The 20,243-nt window shown below is 40.1% G+C and carries 18 protein-coding genes; 2 read left to right on the top strand and 16 right to left on the bottom strand.

Features of this window, described 5'->3' with window-relative positions:
* Positions 1 to 27: 27 nt before the first annotated feature.
* A complete protein-coding gene (locus I6F47_RS08460; RefSeq protein WP_197183689.1) occupies positions 28 to 2,235 on the top strand; it encodes a two-component system response regulator in 2,208 nt (735 codons plus the stop codon).
* Positions 2,236 to 2,311: 76 nt separating this feature from the next.
* On the opposite strand, the gene I6F47_RS08455 is transcribed toward I6F47_RS08460, so the two are convergent.
* Both I6F47_RS08455 and proB read right to left on the bottom strand, forming a co-directional pair.
* Entirely contained in the window at positions 2,312 to 3,559 is a 1,248-nt protein-coding gene (locus I6F47_RS08455; protein ID WP_165736109.1) for a glutamate-5-semialdehyde dehydrogenase, read from the bottom strand.
* Positions 3,556 to 4,662: a glutamate 5-kinase gene (gene proB / locus I6F47_RS08450; protein ID WP_197183688.1), complete on the bottom strand. Its 1,107-nt coding sequence runs from the start codon at positions 4,660 to 4,662 to the stop codon at positions 3,556 to 3,558. The genes I6F47_RS08455 and proB overlap by 4 nt, the downstream gene beginning before the upstream one ends.
* A gap of 870 nt (positions 4,663 to 5,532) precedes the next feature.
* Between proB and I6F47_RS08445 the strand changes: the two genes are divergently transcribed.
* The gene (locus tag I6F47_RS08445; protein WP_007586413.1) at positions 5,533 to 7,380 is read left to right on the top strand and encodes a cation:proton antiporter; all 1,848 of its coding nucleotides are present in this window, start codon (positions 5,533 to 5,535) and stop codon (positions 7,378 to 7,380) included.
* 70 nt (positions 7,381 to 7,450) lie between these two features.
* Here I6F47_RS08445 and I6F47_RS08440 read toward each other — a convergent pair whose 3' ends face one another.
* From I6F47_RS08440 to rpsC, 14 genes are all read right to left on the bottom strand, one after another.
* Positions 7,451 to 8,089: a tetratricopeptide repeat protein gene (locus I6F47_RS08440; RefSeq protein WP_007586412.1), complete on the bottom strand. Its 639-nt coding sequence runs from the start codon at positions 8,087 to 8,089 to the stop codon at positions 7,451 to 7,453.
* Between the two features lie 111 nt (positions 8,090 to 8,200).
* Positions 8,201 to 9,514, bottom strand: a complete 1,314-nt coding sequence (locus I6F47_RS08435) for an adenylosuccinate synthase (protein ID WP_010554354.1) — start codon at positions 9,512 to 9,514, stop codon at positions 8,201 to 8,203.
* A 214-nt stretch (positions 9,515 to 9,728) separates the two neighbouring features.
* The gene (hflC, locus tag I6F47_RS08430; protein ID WP_010554353.1) at positions 9,729 to 10,607 is read right to left on the bottom strand and encodes a protease modulator HflC; all 879 of its coding nucleotides are present in this window, start codon (positions 10,605 to 10,607) and stop codon (positions 9,729 to 9,731) included.
* A gap of 5 nt (positions 10,608 to 10,612) precedes the next feature.
* Entirely contained in the window at positions 10,613 to 11,782 is a 1,170-nt protein-coding gene (gene hflK / locus I6F47_RS08425; protein ID WP_010554352.1) for an FtsH protease activity modulator HflK, read from the bottom strand.
* Positions 11,783 to 11,882: 100 nt separating this feature from the next.
* Positions 11,883 to 13,172 (bottom strand): ribosome rescue GTPase HflX, encoded by a 1,290-nt coding sequence (hflX, locus tag I6F47_RS08420; RefSeq protein WP_007586404.1) that lies wholly within the window; start codon positions 13,170 to 13,172, stop codon positions 11,883 to 11,885.
* A gap of 15 nt (positions 13,173 to 13,187) precedes the next feature.
* On the bottom strand, positions 13,188 to 13,451 hold the full coding sequence (gene hfq / locus I6F47_RS08415; protein WP_007586402.1) for an RNA chaperone Hfq: 264 nt from the start codon (positions 13,449 to 13,451) through the stop codon (positions 13,188 to 13,190).
* A 78-nt stretch (positions 13,452 to 13,529) separates the two neighbouring features.
* A complete protein-coding gene (miaA, locus tag I6F47_RS08410) occupies positions 13,530 to 14,447 on the bottom strand; it encodes a tRNA (adenosine(37)-N6)-dimethylallyltransferase MiaA (protein WP_007586400.1) in 918 nt (305 codons plus the stop codon).
* Between the two features lie 10 nt (positions 14,448 to 14,457).
* A complete protein-coding gene (gene mutL / locus I6F47_RS08405) occupies positions 14,458 to 16,305 on the bottom strand; it encodes a DNA mismatch repair endonuclease MutL (protein WP_197183687.1) in 1,848 nt (615 codons plus the stop codon).
* 36 nt (positions 16,306 to 16,341) lie between these two features.
* A complete protein-coding gene (locus I6F47_RS08400; protein WP_007586394.1) occupies positions 16,342 to 17,685 on the bottom strand; it encodes an N-acetylmuramoyl-L-alanine amidase in 1,344 nt (447 codons plus the stop codon).
* 27 nt (positions 17,686 to 17,712) lie between these two features.
* On the bottom strand, positions 17,713 to 18,180 hold the full coding sequence (gene tsaE / locus I6F47_RS08395) for a tRNA (adenosine(37)-N6)-threonylcarbamoyltransferase complex ATPase subunit type 1 TsaE (protein ID WP_024608194.1): 468 nt from the start codon (positions 18,178 to 18,180) through the stop codon (positions 17,713 to 17,715).
* A gap of 487 nt (positions 18,181 to 18,667) precedes the next feature.
* A complete protein-coding gene (rpsQ, locus tag I6F47_RS08390) occupies positions 18,668 to 18,925 on the bottom strand; it encodes a 30S ribosomal protein S17 (RefSeq protein ID WP_002957888.1) in 258 nt (85 codons plus the stop codon).
* Entirely contained in the window at positions 18,925 to 19,116 is a 192-nt protein-coding gene (gene rpmC, locus I6F47_RS08385; RefSeq protein ID WP_002957889.1) for a 50S ribosomal protein L29, read from the bottom strand. Before rpmC ends, rpsQ begins: the two co-directional genes overlap by 1 nt.
* On the bottom strand, positions 19,116 to 19,529 hold the full coding sequence (rplP, locus tag I6F47_RS08380; RefSeq protein ID WP_002957890.1) for a 50S ribosomal protein L16: 414 nt from the start codon (positions 19,527 to 19,529) through the stop codon (positions 19,116 to 19,118). The genes rpmC and rplP overlap by 1 nt, the downstream gene beginning before the upstream one ends.
* A gap of 12 nt (positions 19,530 to 19,541) precedes the next feature.
* The gene (gene rpsC / locus I6F47_RS08375; protein ID WP_002957891.1) at positions 19,542 to 20,243 is read right to left on the bottom strand and encodes a 30S ribosomal protein S3; all 702 of its coding nucleotides are present in this window, start codon (positions 20,241 to 20,243) and stop codon (positions 19,542 to 19,544) included.

Below are 20,243 nucleotides of genomic sequence, written 5' to 3'. Positions count from 1 at the left end.
TGTAAAGAACGCAGAGAAGGACAGATAGTGCATTCAAATTACCTCGCAAACAGTAATGGATTAACCACAGAGAAAAAACATAAACCTTTAATTCTTATTGTTGATGACGAACCTAGTAATTTACACGTATTAGTAGAAGGACTTTTAACTGACTACGATGTACGTATTTCTACTAGTGGTGAGCAGGCTTTGATCTTTATTGAGTCAACTCGGCCTGACTTGATTTTATTAGACATAATGATGCCTGGCATGGACGGCTACGAAGTATGTAATATACTCAAAGCGAAACAAAATACCAAAGGTATCCCCGTCATATTTGTAACTGCGCTTACCGAAGAAGAGTCTGAAGAAAAAGGCTTTGCTATGGGCGCAATTGACTACATACACAAACCTTACAAGCTAGCGCTCGTTAGAGCACGCATTCGCACTCATATTACCGCTCAAGGCATGCTAGATAGGCTTATAGAAAAAAACTTTGACCTGCACGACAAGCTACTTGAAATAGAATCACTAATACAAGAGCTAAGCCAGCGAGAAGAAGAATTAAAAGAGCTCTCATCAAAACAAAAATTATTTTATCAAGCCCTAACGGGAACCGCTGATGGCGTTGTTATTACCGACAGTAACGGAAAAATTATTGCCGTAAACCCTTCATTTTGCCGGATTACAGGTTACTCTGAATCTGACTCCCTGCAAATGCAGTTGCACGATATTAAACAAAATAACCACCCTAGTATTAGCTTTGATCAAGTATGGCATCATGCAAACCAAGCAGGCTATTGGAGTGGAGAGCTAGTAACCAGACGAAAAAATGGCGAGCTTTATCCTGAGTTATTAACTCTTAGTATGGTAAAAGGCGAGCAAGATACCAACGTGCACTATATTGGTGTATTTAGTGATATTTCTAGCGTTAAGATAACGCAAGAAAGAATTCACTACCTCACATGGCATGATGAACTTACAGGTTTGCCCAACCGAAATGGTTTTTTAAAGCAGTTGGAGCAGCAACTTCAGGTTTGTAGTACCGAAAATAGTTATGCCTATATTTATATTATTGACATAGACAGCTTCCACTCAATAAATGATGGATTAGGCCTACTCGCTGGCGATAACATTTTAAAAGAATTAACTAAACGAATTCATTCTAAGGTGAATAAAAAAGATGTTATTGCTCGCTTAGGCAGTGATGAATTTGCAGTACTGTGTACAGTTGAAAAAGGCGTTGGCAGGATCAGAGCCCAAGCTATGGCTGAAAATAAAGCCCAAGAACTGATCATAAGTGTAAACCACCCCTTTGTCGTTGATGAACAAGACGTTAGCTTAACAGTAAGTATTGGCACGTATATTTTTCCTCGGGAAGATCAGTGGGAAAGTGCTATAGAAACAATCCGTAACTGTGAGGCGGCTTGTTACAAAGCAAAAGAAAAAGGCGGTAATAGAGTTACCTTTTTTGATACTTCGTTTGGCGAGCAAGCAAAACGCCGTTTTGAAATAGAGCAAGATTTACGTAAAGCAATCTCAAATAATGAGTTATCCCTATATTTACAATCCCAATTTGACCGAAGCCAAACCCTTAAAGGGGCTGAGGTTTTATTAAGATGGGAGCATCCTCAAAAAGGCTTCATTAGCCCTGGTGAGTTTATATCTATAGCCGAAGAGTCAGATATAATTTATGACTTAGATTGCTGGGTAACTTCAAATGCACTTGAAATATTAACGCAACTTAGTAAAACTCACCCTGAGTTAAACCTATCAATTAATGTAAGTGGCAGGCACTTTCATGAAGCGCGTTTTTTAAGCTTTATTAGCCAACAAATAAAGCAACATAGCATTAATCCTCAGCAACTCACTATTGAGATAATTGAAGGTACATTGCTTAATCACATGGAAGCGGCTATTGAGGCTGTTCACTTTCTCAAGAAGCTAGGTATTAGGGTATCAATTGATGACTTTGGTACTGGATATTCGAGTTTAACTTATCTTAAACAATTACCCATACAAGAACTAAAAATTGACCGTTCTTTTGTATTGGAAGCACCGACTGATAATAACGATAAGTTAATTATTGATATGATTGTAAGCTTAGGCCGTTTATTTGAACTCGAGATAGTTGCCGAAGGTGTAGAGAACCAGTCCCACTTTGATTTATTGCAAGAATATCCAGAAGTCATTCTTCAAGGCTATTATTTACACAGGCCTGAACCTGCAAGCGACTGGCTTGAAAAACTAAATTAATTACAGAGTAGTCTGAAAAAACAAAAAAGCCGAGTATTTCCATACTCGGCTTTTTAATGAAATTAAGCTTTAGCGGTTACTCGCGAACTTGGCCTTCACCATTCACTAAGTACTTCTCAGTAGTCAGTGACTCAAGTCCCATAGGGCCGTATGCATGAAGCTTAGAAGTTGCTATACCAATCTCTGCGCCTAGACCCAGCTGTGAGCCATCAGAAAAGCGAGATGATGTATTAACCATAACTACAGAAGCATCAACACTACGCTGGAATAACTCTGCAGCGGCTGCGTTCTTAGTGCAAATTACTTCAGTGTGGTTTGAACCAAACTGTGCAATGTGTTCAACCGCTGCCGTAAAGTTTGGTACAACGCGAATAGCGATTTCTAGGTCTAGATATTCTTCACCAAATTCGTTATCGGCTAACACAGTTGCATTATCAAAGTATTTAGCTGCAAAGCTGTCAGCATTTATTTTTACACCTTCTTGGCGTAATACAACTGCGCACAGATTTAAAAACTCATCTGCAACATCTTGATGAACTACTAAGCCCTCAAGTGCATTACAAACACCGGTACGCTGCGTTTTACCGTTAAGTAGTAAGTTAAGCGCAATTTCTAGGTCTGCATCTTTATCTACATATAGATGACAAACGCCTTTGTAATGCTGAATTACTGGAATCGTACTGTTTTCAGTAACAAAGTTAATTAAGCCTTCACCGCCACGTGGAATTATTAAGTCAATGCTTTCACGTTGCTGCATTAATTCCATTAATAGTGCACGATCTGGATCTGGAATCACTGAAATAAGTGATACTGGTAAGTTATGCTTTTCAAGTACGCTGTGCATTACACTTGCGATAGCTTGCGAACTTTTAAGTGCTTCTTTACCGCCACGTAAAATTACGCCATTACCTGATTTAAAACATAATGCGCCAGCATCTGCTGTTACATTTGGGCGTGCTTCGTAAATCATACATACAACGCCAAGAGGTACGCGCATTTTACGAATTTTAATGCCATTTGGACGCTCTGTAATATCACGTAGCTGACCAACAGGATCGTCCAGGCTTACGATTACTTCAATGCCTTCTGCCATTGCTTCAATACGCTCATCGTTTAGCGTTAAGCGGTCGATCATTGAGGCTGCTAAGTTATTGTCGCGTGCTGCGCTTAGGTCACTTTCGTTTTCTTTGATTATAAATGCTTTTTGCTCTCTTAGTGCCGCTGCCATTTCAATTAGTACTTGATTTTTAGTCTCGGTATCGAGTAAAGCAAGTGTATGGGCAGCTTTAGCTGTCTGGCGTGAAATGTCCGTAATTAAACTCATGACTTCTCCAATAATGCGATATGTTTTTCAGATATAACTGGTCCAATTGAATCCTGCATTTTTTCGCTGAATTCACTCTGTTCGTTGTCTGCAATAAAGTTTAACAAACAGCTACTGTAATTTGCGGTCGCTTTAGCTAAACGCGTACCGTCTTCACTACGTACTAAAATAGTATCACCAACAGCAAATTCACCATGGACTTCCATGATTTCATCACCGCGAATACAGCCACTTTCACCTTCAAGGGATTCATCAAATGATCCATCAACAACAACTTCACCTTGCTCATTTGCTGTGTGTGTCATCCAATGCACAGAGTCCAGCATCGGTTTTTCGTACGGTAAAAATATGCTACCAGGATTTTCCCCAGCTAGCAGTTTCGTAAATGTTTCTTCTTTAAAGCCGTTTATAATGTAAGTCGCGATACCATGTGACGTTGCTTTTTCTGCAGCTTCTATTTTGGTTTTCATGCCACCAGTACCAACAGCACTTGTAGCACATCCTGCCATAGCATAAATAGATTCATCAATTGATTTTATTTCAGGCAGTAACACCGCATCATTATGTAAGTTAGGGTTTTTGTCATATAGCCCATCAACGTCTGAGAATATTAATAAAGCATCGGCATCCGCTGCAGCTGCAACCATCGCTGATAAGTTATCGTTATCACCCACTCGTAGCTCATCGGTTGTCACCGCATCGTTTTCATTAATAATAGGGAGAATACCGTGCTCAAGTAGAGTGAACACAGTTTCGCGAATACTTTGGTAACGCTCGCGGTCACGTAAATCGCCGTGCGTTAATAATAGCTGCGCAGATGGAAAGTCAAAAAAGCGGTCCCACATGGCGATCATTTCTGTTTGACCTGCTGCTGCCATTGCTTTTTTCATCACCACAGAGCGAGGTTTGTCTGATGGGAATAAATGCGCTCCAGCCGCTACAGAACCCGATGATACTAAAATCACCTCGATTCCACGGGCACGACAACGAACAATGAACTGTGCGATGGTTAATATGTAACGCGAACGGCAGCCATCTTGATCTGGTGCAATTAATGCACTACCTACTTTAAGTACGATACGTCGCCAATTTAACTTTTGCATAAATGCTCAACTTTCCATTTTATCTGCGCTCATCTTAATTAGACGAGCTAAAACTAAGTAGCTAGGTTTAAAACATAGCTTCGAATTTTTCTTTTCATTTAGGCAACACTTTTTTACACACACGCAAAAACCATATCTAAAACAAGAAGCTTAGATTTGAGGTTAAGTAAAAGTAGCAACAACCCAATAATATTGAGCAGCACTAATCAAAAAATTTAAAAGTGTTGTTTATGCATCGCTGTAAAAAGCTGTGTGTGGCTTTTTTATTAACAACATACATAGAGCCTCTAAAGTCTGATACACCAACAGATAGGGTGAAGACCAAAGGACCGAGATTTAACCGCCACGATGGGGGGCTAAATATTGAAAGTAATAGTTCAACTCAAACCTTTATTTACTTAAATAATTAAATAAACTTGTTTGGCAAAACCATACCAAGAATTCGGCAAATGATATTTTGTAATGCTCAAATACTAGAAACATCACTAACACATGATTATAAAGATTAAAAATGACGTTAAGATTAACAAGCATCTTTTATCTTCAATAAACTTCGTTAGATGACTAATTATTAGAACACGAAGTATAATACACCAAATACCCCTTTAAAATCAAGGTTAAAATTCGAACTAAGTTAATACGAAACACTCATACCCTTTATATTGTTATTAAAATTCAATAAATTAAACAATTAATACACTTTAAAATAAGGTGGCTAAGTTCTCGCTAAATAATTTAAGCCTACTAATCTTTTATAAGCAGCTAAAATTGATTAGTAATATTTCAGTTTCCGGTGTATACCCCTGTATTAATAATTAACAAAAGTTATACTTTCTAAACATATCGTCATAAATAAGGAATTCTTAATCTATGTCAGCAATTTACATAGCCGGTATCGCACTTTGCTCTGTGCTTGCCCAATGGGTCGCGTGGGCTTTTAGAGTACCCGCTATTCTTTTTTTATTGCTTACTGGTCTTTTACTTGGACCATTTAGTGGTGTTTTAGACCCTGATGCACTTTTAGGTGATTTACTGTTTCCAGTAGTATCACTAAGCGTTGCCATCATTTTATTTGAAGGTTCCTTAACTCTGCATTTCAGAGAATTAAAAGGGATAGGAAAAGTTGTAAGGAATCTCTGCTCAATCGGTATGCTTACTACCTGCATTATTATTAGCCTAAGCGCCTACTGGTTGCTTGAGCTTAACTGGCGTGTTGCTGCGGTACTAGGCGCAGTACTCGTTGTTACTGGCCCTACCGTTATAGCACCGCTATTAAACTCAATGCGCCCAACACAAGACATAGACCGCATACTTCGCTGGGAAGGTATTGTAATAGATCCTATTGGCGCATTATTTGCTGTATTGGTATTTGAAGCTGTAATGCTTGTAGGCCAAGGCGAAGTATTTAGTCATACTATTATTGCTTTAGTTAAAACCCTAGGTGTTGGTTTAAGTATTGGTGTTGCTGCAGGTTGGCTAACAACCCTATTAATGCGTCGCGAGTGGCTGCCATTTGAATTACATAAGTTTGGGATTTTAGCACTAGTCCTTATTAGTTTTTCTGTATCAAATTATTTAAGCCATGAATCAGGCTTATTAGCAGTAACTGTATTTGGTATTTGGCTTGCGAACCAAGACGATTTAGAAATAGATTCTGTACTTGAGTTTAAAGAAGACTTGTCGATGATATTAATATCAACGCTGTTTATTTTACTTGCAGCACGTTTACAGCTTTCTGATTTGATGATGCTCGACAGCGATGTATTTATATTTTTAGCTATTGTGCTTTTTGTTGCACGCCCACTGTGTATTGCTATTTCGACCTTTGGTACTGACTTACCAATGAAGTCTCGCTTGGTACTTGCCTGGATTGCTCCACGCGGTATAGTTGCCGCAGCCGTTGGGTCGGTATTTGCACTAAGTATGATGGAAGCTGGCGTTGCTGATGCTGAAAAGATGGTGCCACTTATATTTACGGTGATCATCATTACGGTTGTGCTGCAAAGCTTAACAGCCATCCCTGTTGCCAAGCTATTAGGTGTACGCCAACCATCGCCAAACACAATATTAATTATTGGTGCAAACCATGTATCGCGTGCAATTGGACGTGGCTTACAAGAGCAGAATATTCCGGTTCACCTTTCAGATCCTGCATGGGAAAACTGCAGAATGGCACGTATGGATGGCTTAGCTTGTTATTATGGTAACCCGCAATCAGAGCATGCTGAACGCTACTTACCTCTAACAACTATTCGCAGTGTCTTAGCGCTATCGCCAAACCGTCATCATAATGCGCTAGGCGTTCAATACTTTTCGCATTTACTTAATGAAAAAAATGTATTTTCGCTTCGCTCATCAACGTCGCATGCTAAAGCAAATAAAGACAGCGCAACGTTTTTATCTAGACAAATACTGTTTGGAGACGAAGGCTCATACGCACGTTTGAGCAGTATCATAGCTAAAGGCGGTAAGGTTAGTTCAACACGTATCTCAGATGAGTTTAGCTGGGAGCAATACCTAGAAATGAACCCTGAGGCTATCCCTTTGTTTATTCTTAAAGGTGATAAAGACAGCGACGACGATACGCCAATTAAGCTAAGACCATTTACAATTAACATGGAAAAACCGCCGCAAGAAGGCGAGCGTGTTGTTGCATTACAGCCGCCTAAAATGTCGGTCTTAAAAGACCCGCAAACAAAGGCTAAAGAAGAAAGTTAAACACTTTTACTACCTGTAAAAACTCAAAAACCCTAACTTAAAAAGTTAGGGTTTTGTTTTTTAAGAGCCATTAAATAGGAAGGCGAGCTCGCGCAACCACACTATCTGGCATTTTTTGCGCTAACTTAGTCAGCGCTCGCTCAATTTTTTTATGAGTCGCTTTATCTGCGACCATAGAATTAAATAGCCAACGGTATGCATCTTCAAAATCACGCGGGCTGCCATAGCCATCATTAAATAATTTAACCAAACGTAGTTGTGCTTTTAAATTGCCTTGCGACGACGCTTCACGCAAATACGTAATTGCCATTGCTTTATCTTGCTGAACTAAACGCCCGGTGTCGTAGTAACGCCCTAACTGCTCTAGCGCTGCCGCTAAGCCTTGTTCAGCCGCTTTTCGCATGTAATACACACCTAACTCTACATTACGATCCACGCACACGTTATAAGCCAGCATATCGCCGTATAAAAATTGATAAGACGGCAATGCCATTTTATTGGCTCGTGCTTCTATATCTTGCACTAACTGGCAATCATCTGCCTTCACCCGCGCTAAATGCGTATTTTTATTTATTAACGCAATTAGCTCAGATTCTGTATACAGCGGTACAGCAGCAGGGCTTTCTGTAGCTAAGCTGTTGGTTGCTATAAATAAAGACAGCGGAATTAATGAAAGCCTTAATACGCAATTACGGTAAAATAAACGCATGCTCACCACTTATAAAAATAAACTTATTAAAATATATACAAAGATCGTTCCAAGGTGAATTTTAGATACAAAAAAAGCTGCACTAGGCAGCTTTTTTTAATCTAATGGTAATTACGCAAACGGATTGCGAAGTACCATAGTTTCTACGCGGTCTGGACCTGTAGAAATAATATCAATTGGAACACCCGTAATTTCTTCAATACGCTTGATGTAGTCAATCGCAGCTTTTGGTAAACCGTCAAGACTCGTTACACCAACAGTGTTTTCTGACCAACCTGGCATTTCTTCGTATACTGGCGTTACTTTATCGTAACCTTCAGCTGCTAATGGTGTTACGTTAGTAACTGTGCCATCTTCAAGCTTGTAACCAATACAGATTTTAAGCGTTTCTAAGCCGTCTAAAACATCAAGCTTAGTTAAACAAAAACCTGAAATACTGTTGATTTGAACCGCACGGCGCATAGCCACTGCATCTAACCAACCAGTACGACGAAGTCGACCTGTTGTAGCGCCAAACTCATGGCCTTTATCACCTAAGTGCTTACCAACTGGATCTTGTTTCTCAAGACCGTCGTAAAGCTCTGTAGGGAAAGGACCTGAACCAACACGTGTAGTGTACGCTTTAATAATACCTAAAACGTAATCAAGGTTTAATGGACCAAAACCTGCACCAGTAGCAACACCACCAGCTGTAGTATTTGAAGATGTTACATAAGGGTAAGTACCGTGATCGATATCAAGTAACGTACCTTGTGCACCTTCAAATAAAATGTTTTCGCCTGCTAAACGCGTTTGATCTAAAAGCTCAGTTACATCTACAACCATTGCTTTTAAGATATCAGCAACAGCCATTGCATCATCAAACGTTTTTTGGAAATCTACAGCGTCTACTTTGTAGTAGTTAACTAAAGTGAAGTTATGGTATTCAAGAACTTCTTTTAATTTAGCTGCAAATAATTCAGGATTAAATAAATCGCCTACGCGTAAACCACGGCGAGCCACTTTATCTTCGTACGCAGGACCGATACCACGGCCAGTTGTACCAATTGGCTTATCGCCACGAGCAGTTTCGCGGGCTACATCTAATGCAACATGGAAAGGCAAGATTAGCGGACATGCTTCACTTATTAAAAGACGCTCACGTACTGGTACGCCGCGTTCTTCAAGCATGCCAATTTCTCTCATTAGCGCTTCTGGTGATAAAACTACACCATTACCAATCACACATTTAACATTGTCACGTAATACACCCGATGGAATAAGGTGTAGAACCGTCTTTTCACCTTCGATAACTAAAGTATGACCCGCATTGTGGCCACCTTGATAACGAACTACTAAAGATGCTTTGTCTGTAAGGAGATCAACTACCTTACCCTTTCCTTCGTCACCCCATTGGGTGCCTAATACAACAACGTTTTTACCCATCGTAAATTCACTTAGAGAAAATTAGGACGAGATTTTACCAGAAAACTAAAGTAAAGATCACCCCTGTTCAGCTTATTTTTTCTGCGCGCATTTGTTATATCCAAATATTAGCTAATAACCACATAAATAACAGTGATTTAAAGCACTAGACTGTGTTTAACAAAAAGCCCCGCAAATGCGAGGCTTTTTAACTTCTAAATAATTAACGTAAAGCCTATTGAGCTTTAGCGCCTTTCATATATTGGAAGAAGTCGCTATCTGGTGAAAGCACCATAACGTCTTGCTTATTTTTAAAAGTCTTTTTGTAAGCCTCAAGCGAACGCACAAAACTAAAGAACTCAGGGTCTTTGTTATACGCGCTTGCATAGATGCCTGCGGCATCAGCATCGCCTTGACCACGTACAGAACGCGCATTACGTTCTGCATCGGCAAGCATTACTGTTACACGACGGTCAACACCCGCACGAATAGTCTCGGCTTTTTCCTGACCTTCAGAACGATGCTCTTTTGCAACAGCAGTACGCTCAGCGCGCATACGTTGGTAAATAGAGCTACTCACTTCTTGTGGTAGGTTAATTTGCTTAACACGTACGTCTAGCACCTCAATACCAAGCTCACGTGCACTTTCAGAAGCTTGTACTAACGCTTCTTCCATCAACTCGCTACGCTCACCCGATACAATTTCGCGAATTGTACGTGTACCAAAGTTTGTACGAAGACCATTATTTACTTTTTGTTTAAGTAGCGTTTCAGCATATTGCTTATCGCCACGGGCACGTAAGTAAAAAGCGCTAAAGTCATTAACACGCCATTTTACAAACGAATCAACAATTAAGTCTTTTTTCTCACTAGTAACAAAGCGATCCGGCGCACCATCTAGCGTTTGAATACGTGCATCAATGCGACGAACTTGGCTAAAAAATGGCACCTTAAATTGTAGGCCTGGGCCATATACAATCGCTTGATCGTCGCTGTCTTTTTGTACTTTACTGAATAACATTACAATTGCTTTTTGCCCTTCAGGTACAACAAATACCGATGAGAAAGACATAACAATGGCAGCTAATAGTATTACTAAACTAAAGTTTTTCATTATGATTATCTCCCATCATTGAAGCGGTCGTTGTTAAAGCGGTCATTGCCACTATTAACAGAGCTATTGCGTGACGTATTTACTTTATTGCGTAAATCTTGAATATCACTAGAGCTTGGAAGTGCAACACGTGTTGCTGTCCCTTGCTTATCCATGATCTTATCAAGTGGTAAATAAAGCATATTATTACCGCCTTTAACATCAACCAATATTTTAGAACTACTCCCTAACACTTCTTCCATTGCATCAATGTATAAGCGCTCACGAGTAACTTCTTTAGCTGCTTGATATTCAGGTAATAGCTTTTCAAAACGAGCTACTTCACCTTGTGCTTCTAATGTAATACGCTCTTGGTAACCTTCCGCTTCTTGAGTCATACGCGTTACTTGACCACGAGCACGCGGTTCAATTTCACGAGCATATGCTTCTGCTTCACGAATGAAACGTTCTTCATCTTCTTGTGCAGCAATCGCATCATCAAATGCATCTTTAACTTCAGTTGGCGGACGAGAGTCTTTAAAGTTCACGTCAGTAACAATTAAACCTAAGTTATATGGTTCGATAATCTTATTAAGCTCATCCCATGTATTTTGACGAACAACCTCACGGCCATTAGTTAATACTTGGTCCATTTTTGCATGGCCCACAACGTAACGTAGTGCACTATCTAGTGCTTCTTCTAAGCTACTATCAGCGTTAGTTACGCTAAATTCATAAAGGTATGGGTCAATAACACGGTATTGCACCTGAAACTCAACGCTCACTACGTTTTCGTCTTCAGTAAGCATAAAACCAGAAGCCGATAATGAACGAACTGCTTCAATATCTACTGGGATTACCGTTTCAATAAACGTCATTTTCCAACGCAGACCAGGATCAGCAATTCGGTCATATTTACCAAATTGAAGAACCACACCACGCTCGGCTTCTTTAACCGTATAAATACCACTTAACGCCCATACAATAACGGCGATAATAAGTATGAATGAAATACCGGCTCCGCCAAGTCCACCGCCGCTACCATTGCCGGATTTTTTCCCGCCAAATAAGCCGCCGAACTTGTTACTAAACTTGCGGAACACCTCGTCTAAATCAGGTGGGCCTTGATCACGTCCGCCTTTATTATTCCACGGATCTTTGTCATTGCCATTATTACCCGGTTCATTCCAGGCCATAGCTATACTCCATTGTTATCTAAATAAATTAGGAAATTGTGTTAAATCTAACAAATCTACCGCGTTTCTCATACAAAAACCGACATTAAAACGTCAATTTTTAATTACGGTTGATAAAACCAGCAATTTCAGGACCAAATTCTTTAATTAAACGATTCCACTCAACCATTGGCATTCTAACATCTAACAGCCAATTACCTTGCTCATCAAAGCGTTCTTCATGTACTGCATTTAAACTAAACAATGCAGCCCTTAGGCGACCATACAATGGCGTAAGAAATAATGTTTCGTTAAACATCTTCTTAGCAAGCAGTTCACTAATAGCCTCACTAAGTAATTCACACCCTTCACCAGTCTGAGCGCTAAGCCATACTCTTATAGGTTGGCCTTCGTCATCTCGATCAATACGTGGGCTTACGTTATCCAGCGCATCAATTTTATTATAAATTAATAGCTGTGGTACTTCATCGGCTTCAATTTCTTTAAGCACCGATTGTACTTGTTCAATATTTTCTTGAAGACGAGAGTCTGCTGCGTCAATTACATGTAACTGTAAATCAGCTTCACGAGTTTCAGTTAGCGTTGCTTTAAAAGCAGCAACTAAGTCGTGCGGTAAATGACGAATAAAGCCCACTGTATCGGCTAAGATAACAGGACCAACATCACCTAATTCAAGCTTACGTAGAGTCGGGTCAAGCGTTGCAAACAACTGATCGGCCGCGTATACATCTGAATTCGTAATTCGATTAAATAATGTAGATTTACCCGCATTGGTATAGCCAACTAACGATACCGTAGGTATTTCGTTACGAGTACGAGCTCGCCTACCTTGTTCGCGTTGCACTGCTACTTTAGCTAAACGCGCACGGATATTTTGAATTCGGGCACGAAGTAATCGTCTATCTGTTTCAAGTTGGGTTTCACCAGGTCCACGTAAACCAATCCCGCCTTTTTGGCGTTCAAGATGGGTCCAGCCCCGAATTAATCGAGTCGACATATGGCGAAGTTGTGCCAATTCAACCTGCAGCTTACCCTCATGGGTACGTGCACGTTGGGCAAAAATATCAAGAATTAGCGTCGTTCTATCAAGCACACGACACTGACAAACACGCTCTAAATTACGCTCTTGTGACGGCCTGAGTTGATGATTGAAAATTACGACATCTGCATTGTGGATTTTGACAATCTCAGCTATTTCTTCTGCTTTACCGGTACCGACGAATAGTTTCGGATGTGGTGCTTGACGGCTGCCTTGCACAACCGCCAAACTACTAACACCAGCAGAAGATACCAACATTTCTAATTCATGAAGATCTTCACGATCCCCTTCTTTAGGTAAGTCGATATGAACTAAAATTGCCTGTTCGCCGGATTCATAGCGGTCAAACAAACATTATGCTCCTAATTAAAAGTTACCAGCTTCTGGTTCTTCAGTGTCTTCACTCCCTTGAACTGCTTGGAAGTTAACTGCGCGAGCAGGGACAACTGTTGAAATTGCATGCTTATAAACCATTTGATTTACGGTGTTCTCTAGTAAAATAACAAATTGGTCAAATGACTGAATTTTGCCTTGTAATTTTATGCCATTTACCAAAAAGATTGATACTGGAATGCGCTCACGTCGTAGTGCATTCAAAAATGGGTCTTGTAACGATTGGCCTTTTGCCATGTTATTGTTCCTTCGTTCTAGGTGTTATTATAATTAAGTGGCTGAACTTATTTGATAAAAAACAATATTCAACTACTACTAGCTTAGCGAACTTACTACACGATGCAAGTTTTCTTCGTCACCCGTTGTTAACCAAGTAACATCAGGCCAGCTACGAAGCCACGTTAACTGACGTTTTGCCAATTGACGTGTTGCTGCGATGCCACGAAAAACCATTTCATCATGGCTTGTTTCACCCGCAAGGTAATCCCACATTTGTCTATAACCAACACAACGAATAGAAGGCATATTGGGGTGTAAATCCTTACGTAGATATAGGGTCGAAACTTCATTTTCAAACCCCTGATCAATCATTATTTTAAACCTTTCTTCAATTCGGCGATGTAATTCGCTACGTTCTTGCGGTGCAATCGCAAATTGATGAAAAGTATAAGGTAAAGCCGGCTGTTTTTGCTTTTGCAACTCAGTCATGGTCTTACCAGTTAACCTGTAAACCTCTAAAGCTCGGTTAATCCTTTGTGAGTCATTCTCACTTATTTTTTCGGCTGCTTTTGGGTCAACTTTAACTAATTCTTTATATAAATGAGGCCAGCCAAATTCTTTAGCTTGTGCTTCTAGCTCTGATCTTATTACTGTATCTGCTTCAGGCAAAGGCGATAAACCATCAATTAAAGATTTAAAGTACAACATTGTACCTCCAACCAATACAGGCACTTTACCTTGTCTATGAAATTCGTCAATTTTTTGTACTGCATCGCGCCTAAAATCAGCAACTGAATATGTTTCACTCGGGTCAAGTAAGTCGATCAGATGATGCGGAGCTTTAGCAAGTTCTTCTGCATCAGGTTTTGCAGTACCAATGTTCATATCTTTATACACTAACGCTGAATCAACGCTGATTATTTCTGTATTTAAATGCTCGCACAGTGAGATTGCCAATGCTGTTTTACCAGCAGCAGTTGGACCCATTAAAAATATGACTGGTAAATTACTCAACACTGATACCTTAATCTAATTGCATTAAATAGTGATTTAGCTCTATTTTAACTGCTTTTTCGCGTAAGCGTTCAATAGTTTGCGGATTATTTTGTAAGCGCATTTGTTGCGCTAAAAACACATTGCTTAAATAAAACCGGGGGGGTACACATTTTATCTGCCACTCTAACCAATTCTCTATATTTTCAAGCCCTGCTTTACACCCATCAAGTAGCTCACCTATCGCTGTACTTACATCAAGTAAATATAAGCACGCTGGCAATTTTTTAACCATTACAAACTGTTTTTCTATTACGAGTTCAAAACCAAGTAAAGTAAACCACGATTGCTGAGCTTCTATAAGTAAGCAATCTTCTTTTGATAAGTTTACTCTTACGGGCAGCAAAAGAGCTTTCCCTTCTAAACTTCCGGACTCTTTAATTTGATTATGCCAATCATCTACCAATGCATATTTGAAATGTGAGCAATACAATTGCTGCTCAACACTAAATACACACGCACCTTCATTAACACTGATGATTGAAACTGTCTTTAAAACATTATGCGCAGACTCTAACTGGTGTTGTGCTACAGGTATGTTTGCTACATTATCAAAATGCGCAGCATGTTGCTCACTCACACCTTGATAAAACGCGTTTACATCATGATGGCTTGTACTTGGTGTAGCACGGTATGCCCCGCCACCGCCAACACTTCTAGTACCTGATGACGAACTACCAGCACTTCCATAGTAAGAGGGCTGTAATTGCGATTTAGGGTAATCAAATACTCCATCCGCTTTTGTATCATTAGAACTACTATGCGCTGACCCCATAAACACAGGCGCAGATTCCACCTCAGAGCTAAGTGGTTCATTCGTAAACTCACCTTGCAGCGGCACTACCACTTGCTTAATAGCCTGTAATATAAAGTCATGAATTAAGCGCCCTTGATGAAAACGCACTTCATGCTTAGCTGGATGAACATTTACATCAACCTGCCGAGGGTCTATATCAATATAAATGACAAAACCGGGTAATTCTTGTGTTCCGCTTACTTCTTCAAATGCCTGGCGTATAGCATGCAGAATAAGTTTATCGCGCATCATACGATTATTAACATAAGTATACTGAGTCGTATTAGCTGACCCTACAGGTAGCACCCAACCATGCAGCTGTAAGCCACCCTCTCCTGATTGAATATGCAAACCTTGCTCAGCAAAAGCCTTACCTGCAACTTGCGCTACACGTGTAATAGCCTGAGAGGGATCTGTCTTCGCACGATACTGCCTTACTACTTTTTCGTTGTGAGTTAGTGTAATAGAGACATCAAAGCGACTAAGCGCAATACGCTTTATCAACTCATCAATATGGCTAAATTCAGTTTTTTCGGTACGCAAGAATTTACGACGAGCTGGGGTGTTAAAAAATAAATCTTTTACTTCAATGGTTGTGCCATCAGGGTGCGCTACTGGCTTTACTTGCACGGCCATATCGCGACCTTCTGCAAATGCTTGCCAAGCAGCTTCTTGATCTTTTGGTTTTGAGCTCAGCGTTAAACGCGATACAGAGCTAATTGACGCAAGCGCTTCTCCCCTAAAACCAAGTGAACAAATATTTTCAAGGTCATCTAGAGATTTTAATTTACTCGTAGCGTGACGAGAAAGCGCGAGCGTTAGCTCATCTTTACTTATCCCTGAACCGTTATCACGTATACGAATAAGCTTATGACCGCCACGCTCTATATCTATCTGAATACGTGTAGCGCCAGCATCTAAACTGTTTTCGACTAGCTCTTTTACTACCGACGCTGGGCGCTCAACCACTTCGCCTGCGGCAATTTGGTTAGCTAAACGCGCGGGTAATATTTCAATATTCATGAGATTTCCTAGCAAGCATTGCGCTAATAATAATGACTAACTTTGTGGTATATCGAGCTCTTGCCCAATAAACAAAGTATTAGAGCTAAGCTTATTAACTTGTTTTAATTCAGTGACTGTAATGCCATAGCGACTCGCCAACATACTTAAAGATTCACCCGGGCGTACCTTGTGCTTTGTTGGATATTGCGACTTTAATTTAGCAAATAAAGAGTCATCAGGTGGATTTTTTAAATAGTAATTTTTAATTGAAGTAAATATAGCTTTAGCCAAACGCTCTTGATGGTTAGCACTTTTAAGCAGCTTTTCTTCTCGTGGGTTAGATATAAACCCTGTTTCTACTAAAATTGATGGGATATCTGGTGATTTAAGTACAGCAAGACTCGCATGTTGGGGATCTTTCTTATGCAACTTAGCAACTTTACGTAGCTCTTTAACCACTTCGTCAGCTACGTTTAAGCCGGTTTTCATAGAGTGATCCATCGACATATCAAGTAATGCTTGCGCTAAGTATTTTTCGTTAGCGGCATCTTTCATTACATCCGCAGCGCCACCTAAAAGCTCAGAGTGCTTTTCTTTATCTTCTATCCATTTACCTATCTCTGAATTAGCACGCCTTAACGACAACACCCAAACAGAGGCACCATTTGGTCCCGGGCTCGTAAATGCATCAGCATGAATAGAGACAAAAAAGTCGGCCTTTTTTTCACGAGCACGATTGGTACGCGTATTAAGTTTTACAAAGTAGTCACCGCTTCGTACCATGCGCGAAATCATCCCACGTTCGCCATCAATCATGCGCTCTAAACGTTTTGCAATTTGCAGTGTTACTGTTTTTTCGTACGTGCCAGATGGACCAATTGAACCTGGATCTTCGCCGCCATGACCCGCATCAATTGCAATCACAATATCGCGCTCTTGGCTTAACTGGCGGTTTTTAGCTGCTGTTTGAGCAGGAGAAACAACTGTGGCAGCTTGGCTTTTATTGTATAAATCAACAACGAGCCTATTTTTATAAGGGCCTGTAGGCGCTAAAGCAAATACAACTGGCTTTACTGGTGCGTTTAATTCAAACACTAACCGAACACTGTGCTTATTTTTAGGTTTTGAGTAGCGTAGCTTGCTCACTATTTGATGTTTTGGTGGTACACCTGGTAGTATTTTTAACTCGTTAGTGTTTTCTAAATCAATTACTAAGCGGCTTGGGTTTTTAAGCATGAAATAGCTAAAGTCAGGCTTATCATTTAAATCAAATACCACACGCGTACTATCAGGGGACGGCCATACGCGTACACTATTAATTGTATTTTTGGCCCACAGCGGCAAGCTTATGGTAATAACCATAAGGTAAATAAAGAGTTTAACTACACCTCGGCTCATTTGATAATTACTGCCTTAACTATATTATTATTTGTTATTTAGTTTTTCGACAATTGCTACACCACGCTCACTGGCGCTATTAATAACAATTTTACGTTCGTTACCCATATAGCTTAGAGTAATATCTAAATCAGGCACAGGAATAAATTCACCACCTTTTTCAGGCCACTCAACAACGCAAATTGCATCTGGTGAAAAATAATCGCGTATTCCCATGTATTCTAGTTCTTCAGGGTCACCTAAGCGGTATAAATCAAAATGATAAACATTTGCGCGCTCGAGTTCATAAGGTTCAACAAGTGTATACGTTGGGCTTTTAACTTTGCCTGTATGTCCAAAGCCTTGCACTACCCCTCTTGTAAACGTTGTTTTACCAGCGCCTAAATCACCATGTAAATAAATAACCGCACCTTGCTCTATAATATCAGCAACGCGATTACCCATTGCAACCGTGGCTACTTCATCAGTCAAATGAAATTCAAAACTACGCGTCATTACTACCTCAAAAATTCATTCAAAAGCGCATATTTGCTAATCATACCAGAATATTAATTTAAGGCGATAAATTGAGGTTTTAGACATAAAAAAACCAGATAAGCTAATGATAGAAGTTGTGTATGGATGTCTATTTTAGATACTTTGAAACTGTATTATTGTAATAAAATAAGGTAAGTGAGTTCTCAGACTAAAAGACTGTAAAAGAAAAGTAACACCACGAATTAGATGACCCCATATTGGCATTAAATTAACTGAGATATGTAAGTTTATTATCTAACTTCTTCTGATTCAGTAGATGGTTCTGCTAGCAAAAAAGTAACTGGTACATGAAACTCTCACTACTCCCCAAGATAACTTTGTATTTTCAGATAGAAGACTAATCCAGGTGACCCGCTCATCCTAGTTTACTGTTTGCAGGTGCTTTAAAAACAAAAAGCCCCAGCTAATGCCGGGGCTTTTTTACAAAACTAACTTAATTAAAAAATTAAGCTTGTTTTGGACTAGAAATAACGTCTACTAAAGTCCAAGATTTATTCTTAGAAATTGGTGCGCATTCACGGATAGTAACTACGTCACCCGCTTTTGCTGTGTTATTTTCGTCATGTACGTGTAACTTAGTCGTACGTTTAATGAATTTCCCATAGATTGGGTGCTTCACATAACGTGCGATAGCGATAGTGAAAGATTTTTCCATCTTGTCGCTGATTACACGGCCTTGAAGAGTACGAATTTTATCGCTCATTATTGACCTGCCTTCTGGTTAATAACTGTTTTTACACGCGCGATATCGCGGCGTACTGTTCTCAGCGTGTGTGTCTGAGCTAACTGACCAGTGCTAGCTTGCATGCGCATATTAAATTGCTCACGAAGTAGTCCTAGAAGTTCAGCATTAAGCTCTTCTACGCTTTTGTCTTTTAGTTCGCTAGCTTTCATCACATTACCGTCCGAGTTACGAAAGTTGTTTTGAATGGCAATTTACGAGCAGCAAGGTCGAATGCTTCACGAGCAAGCTCTTCTGAAACACCTTCCATTTCGTAAAGTACTTTACCAGGCTGAATTTCAGCAACCCAATATTCAACAGAACCTTTACCTTTACCCATACGAACTTCAAGAGGTTTTTCTGTAATCGGTTTGTCAGGGAAGACACGAATCCAGATTTTACCTTGACGTTTCACGTGACGCGTCATAGCACGACGAGCTGCTTCGATTTGACGAGCAGTCATACGGCCACGGCCAGTTGCTTTCAATCCGAAAGTACCGAAGCTTACTTTGTTACCGTTTTGCGCTAAACCGCGGTTGCGGCCTTTGTGCATTTTACGGAATTTTGTACGTTTTGGCTGTAACATTAGTCGCTACCTCTACTTAGCACTTTTCTTGGCTTTCTTTGGTGCGCGTTTAGCTGGCTTCTCTTGCTCTTGTACTAGTGGTAAACCACCAATAACTTCGCCTTTGAAGATCCAAACTTTAACACCAATGATACCATAAGTGGTTAAGGCTTCAGAAGTTGCGTAATCGATATCAGCACGAAGAGTATGTAGAGGTACACGACCTTCACGATACCATTCTGAACGTGCGATTTCAGCGCCGCCAAGACGACCGCTAACTTCAACTTTAATCCCTTTAGAACCGATGCGCATTGCATTTTGTACCGAACGCTTCATAGCGCGACGGAACATAACACGACGTTCTAGTTGAGAGGCAATGCCGTCTGCTACTAGTTGTGCATCTAGTTCTGGTTTACGTACTTCAGAGATATTAATCTGAGCAGGTACACCAGCGATTTTAGTTACCGCTTGACGTAATTTTTCTACGTCTTCGCCTTTTTTACCGATAACAACACCCGGACGAGCCGTATGAATTGTTACACGGATTGATTTTGCTGGACGCTCAATAACGATTTTAGACACAGAAGCCGTTTTCAATTCCTTAGTAAGGAATGTACGAACTTTGTGATCGCCAAAAAGCTGTGCAGAGAAATCTTTTGAACTCGCGTACCAGGTAGAAACCCAAGGTTTAGATATACCTAGGCGAATACCAGTAGGATGAACTTTTTGTCCCAT

Source organism: Pseudoalteromonas sp. NZS37 (genome assembly GCF_015864265.1).
GTDB classification, from domain to species: domain Bacteria; phylum Pseudomonadota; class Gammaproteobacteria; order Enterobacterales; family Alteromonadaceae; genus Pseudoalteromonas; species Pseudoalteromonas arctica.
This window is presented reverse-complemented; position numbering and strand designations above follow the sequence as displayed.

Excerpts from the sequence above, each read along its gene's own strand:
- I6F47_RS08455 (WP_165736109.1), bottom strand. The coding sequence starts at position 3,559 with ATGAGTTTAATTACGGACATTTCACGCCAGACAGCTAAAGCTGCCCAT.
- proB (WP_197183688.1), bottom strand. The coding sequence starts at position 4,662 with ATGCAAAAGTTAAATTGGCGACGTATCGTACTTAAAGTAGGTAGTGCA.
- I6F47_RS08445 (WP_007586413.1), top strand. The coding sequence starts at position 5,533 with ATGTCAGCAATTTACATAGCCGGTATCGCACTTTGCTCTGTGCTTGCC.
- I6F47_RS08440 (WP_007586412.1), bottom strand. The coding sequence starts at position 8,089 with ATGCGTTTATTTTACCGTAATTGCGTATTAAGGCTTTCATTAATTCCG.
- I6F47_RS08435 (WP_010554354.1), bottom strand. The coding sequence starts at position 9,514 with ATGGGTAAAAACGTTGTTGTATTAGGCACCCAATGGGGTGACGAAGGA.
- hflC (WP_010554353.1), bottom strand. The coding sequence starts at position 10,607 with ATGAAAAACTTTAGTTTAGTAATACTATTAGCTGCCATTGTTATGTCT.
- hflK (WP_010554352.1), bottom strand. The coding sequence starts at position 11,782 with ATGGCCTGGAATGAACCGGGTAATAATGGCAATGACAAAGATCCGTGG.
- hfq (WP_007586402.1), bottom strand. The coding sequence starts at position 13,451 with ATGGCAAAAGGCCAATCGTTACAAGACCCATTTTTGAATGCACTACGA.
- mutL (WP_197183687.1), bottom strand. The coding sequence starts at position 16,305 with ATGAATATTGAAATATTACCCGCGCGTTTAGCTAACCAAATTGCCGCA.
- I6F47_RS08400 (WP_007586394.1), bottom strand. The coding sequence starts at position 17,685 with ATGAGCCGAGGTGTAGTTAAACTCTTTATTTACCTTATGGTTATTACC.
- tsaE (WP_024608194.1), bottom strand. The coding sequence starts at position 18,180 with ATGACGCGTAGTTTTGAATTTCATTTGACTGATGAAGTAGCCACGGTT.
- rpsQ (WP_002957888.1), bottom strand. The coding sequence starts at position 18,925 with ATGAGCGATAAAATTCGTACTCTTCAAGGCCGTGTAATCAGCGACAAG.
- rpmC (WP_002957889.1), bottom strand. The coding sequence starts at position 19,116 with ATGAAAGCTAGCGAACTAAAAGACAAAAGCGTAGAAGAGCTTAATGCT.
- rplP (WP_002957890.1), bottom strand. The coding sequence starts at position 19,529 with ATGTTACAGCCAAAACGTACAAAATTCCGTAAAATGCACAAAGGCCGC.
- rpsC (WP_002957891.1), bottom strand. The coding sequence starts at position 20,243 with ATGGGACAAAAAGTTCATCCTACTGGTATTCGCCTAGGTATATCTAAA.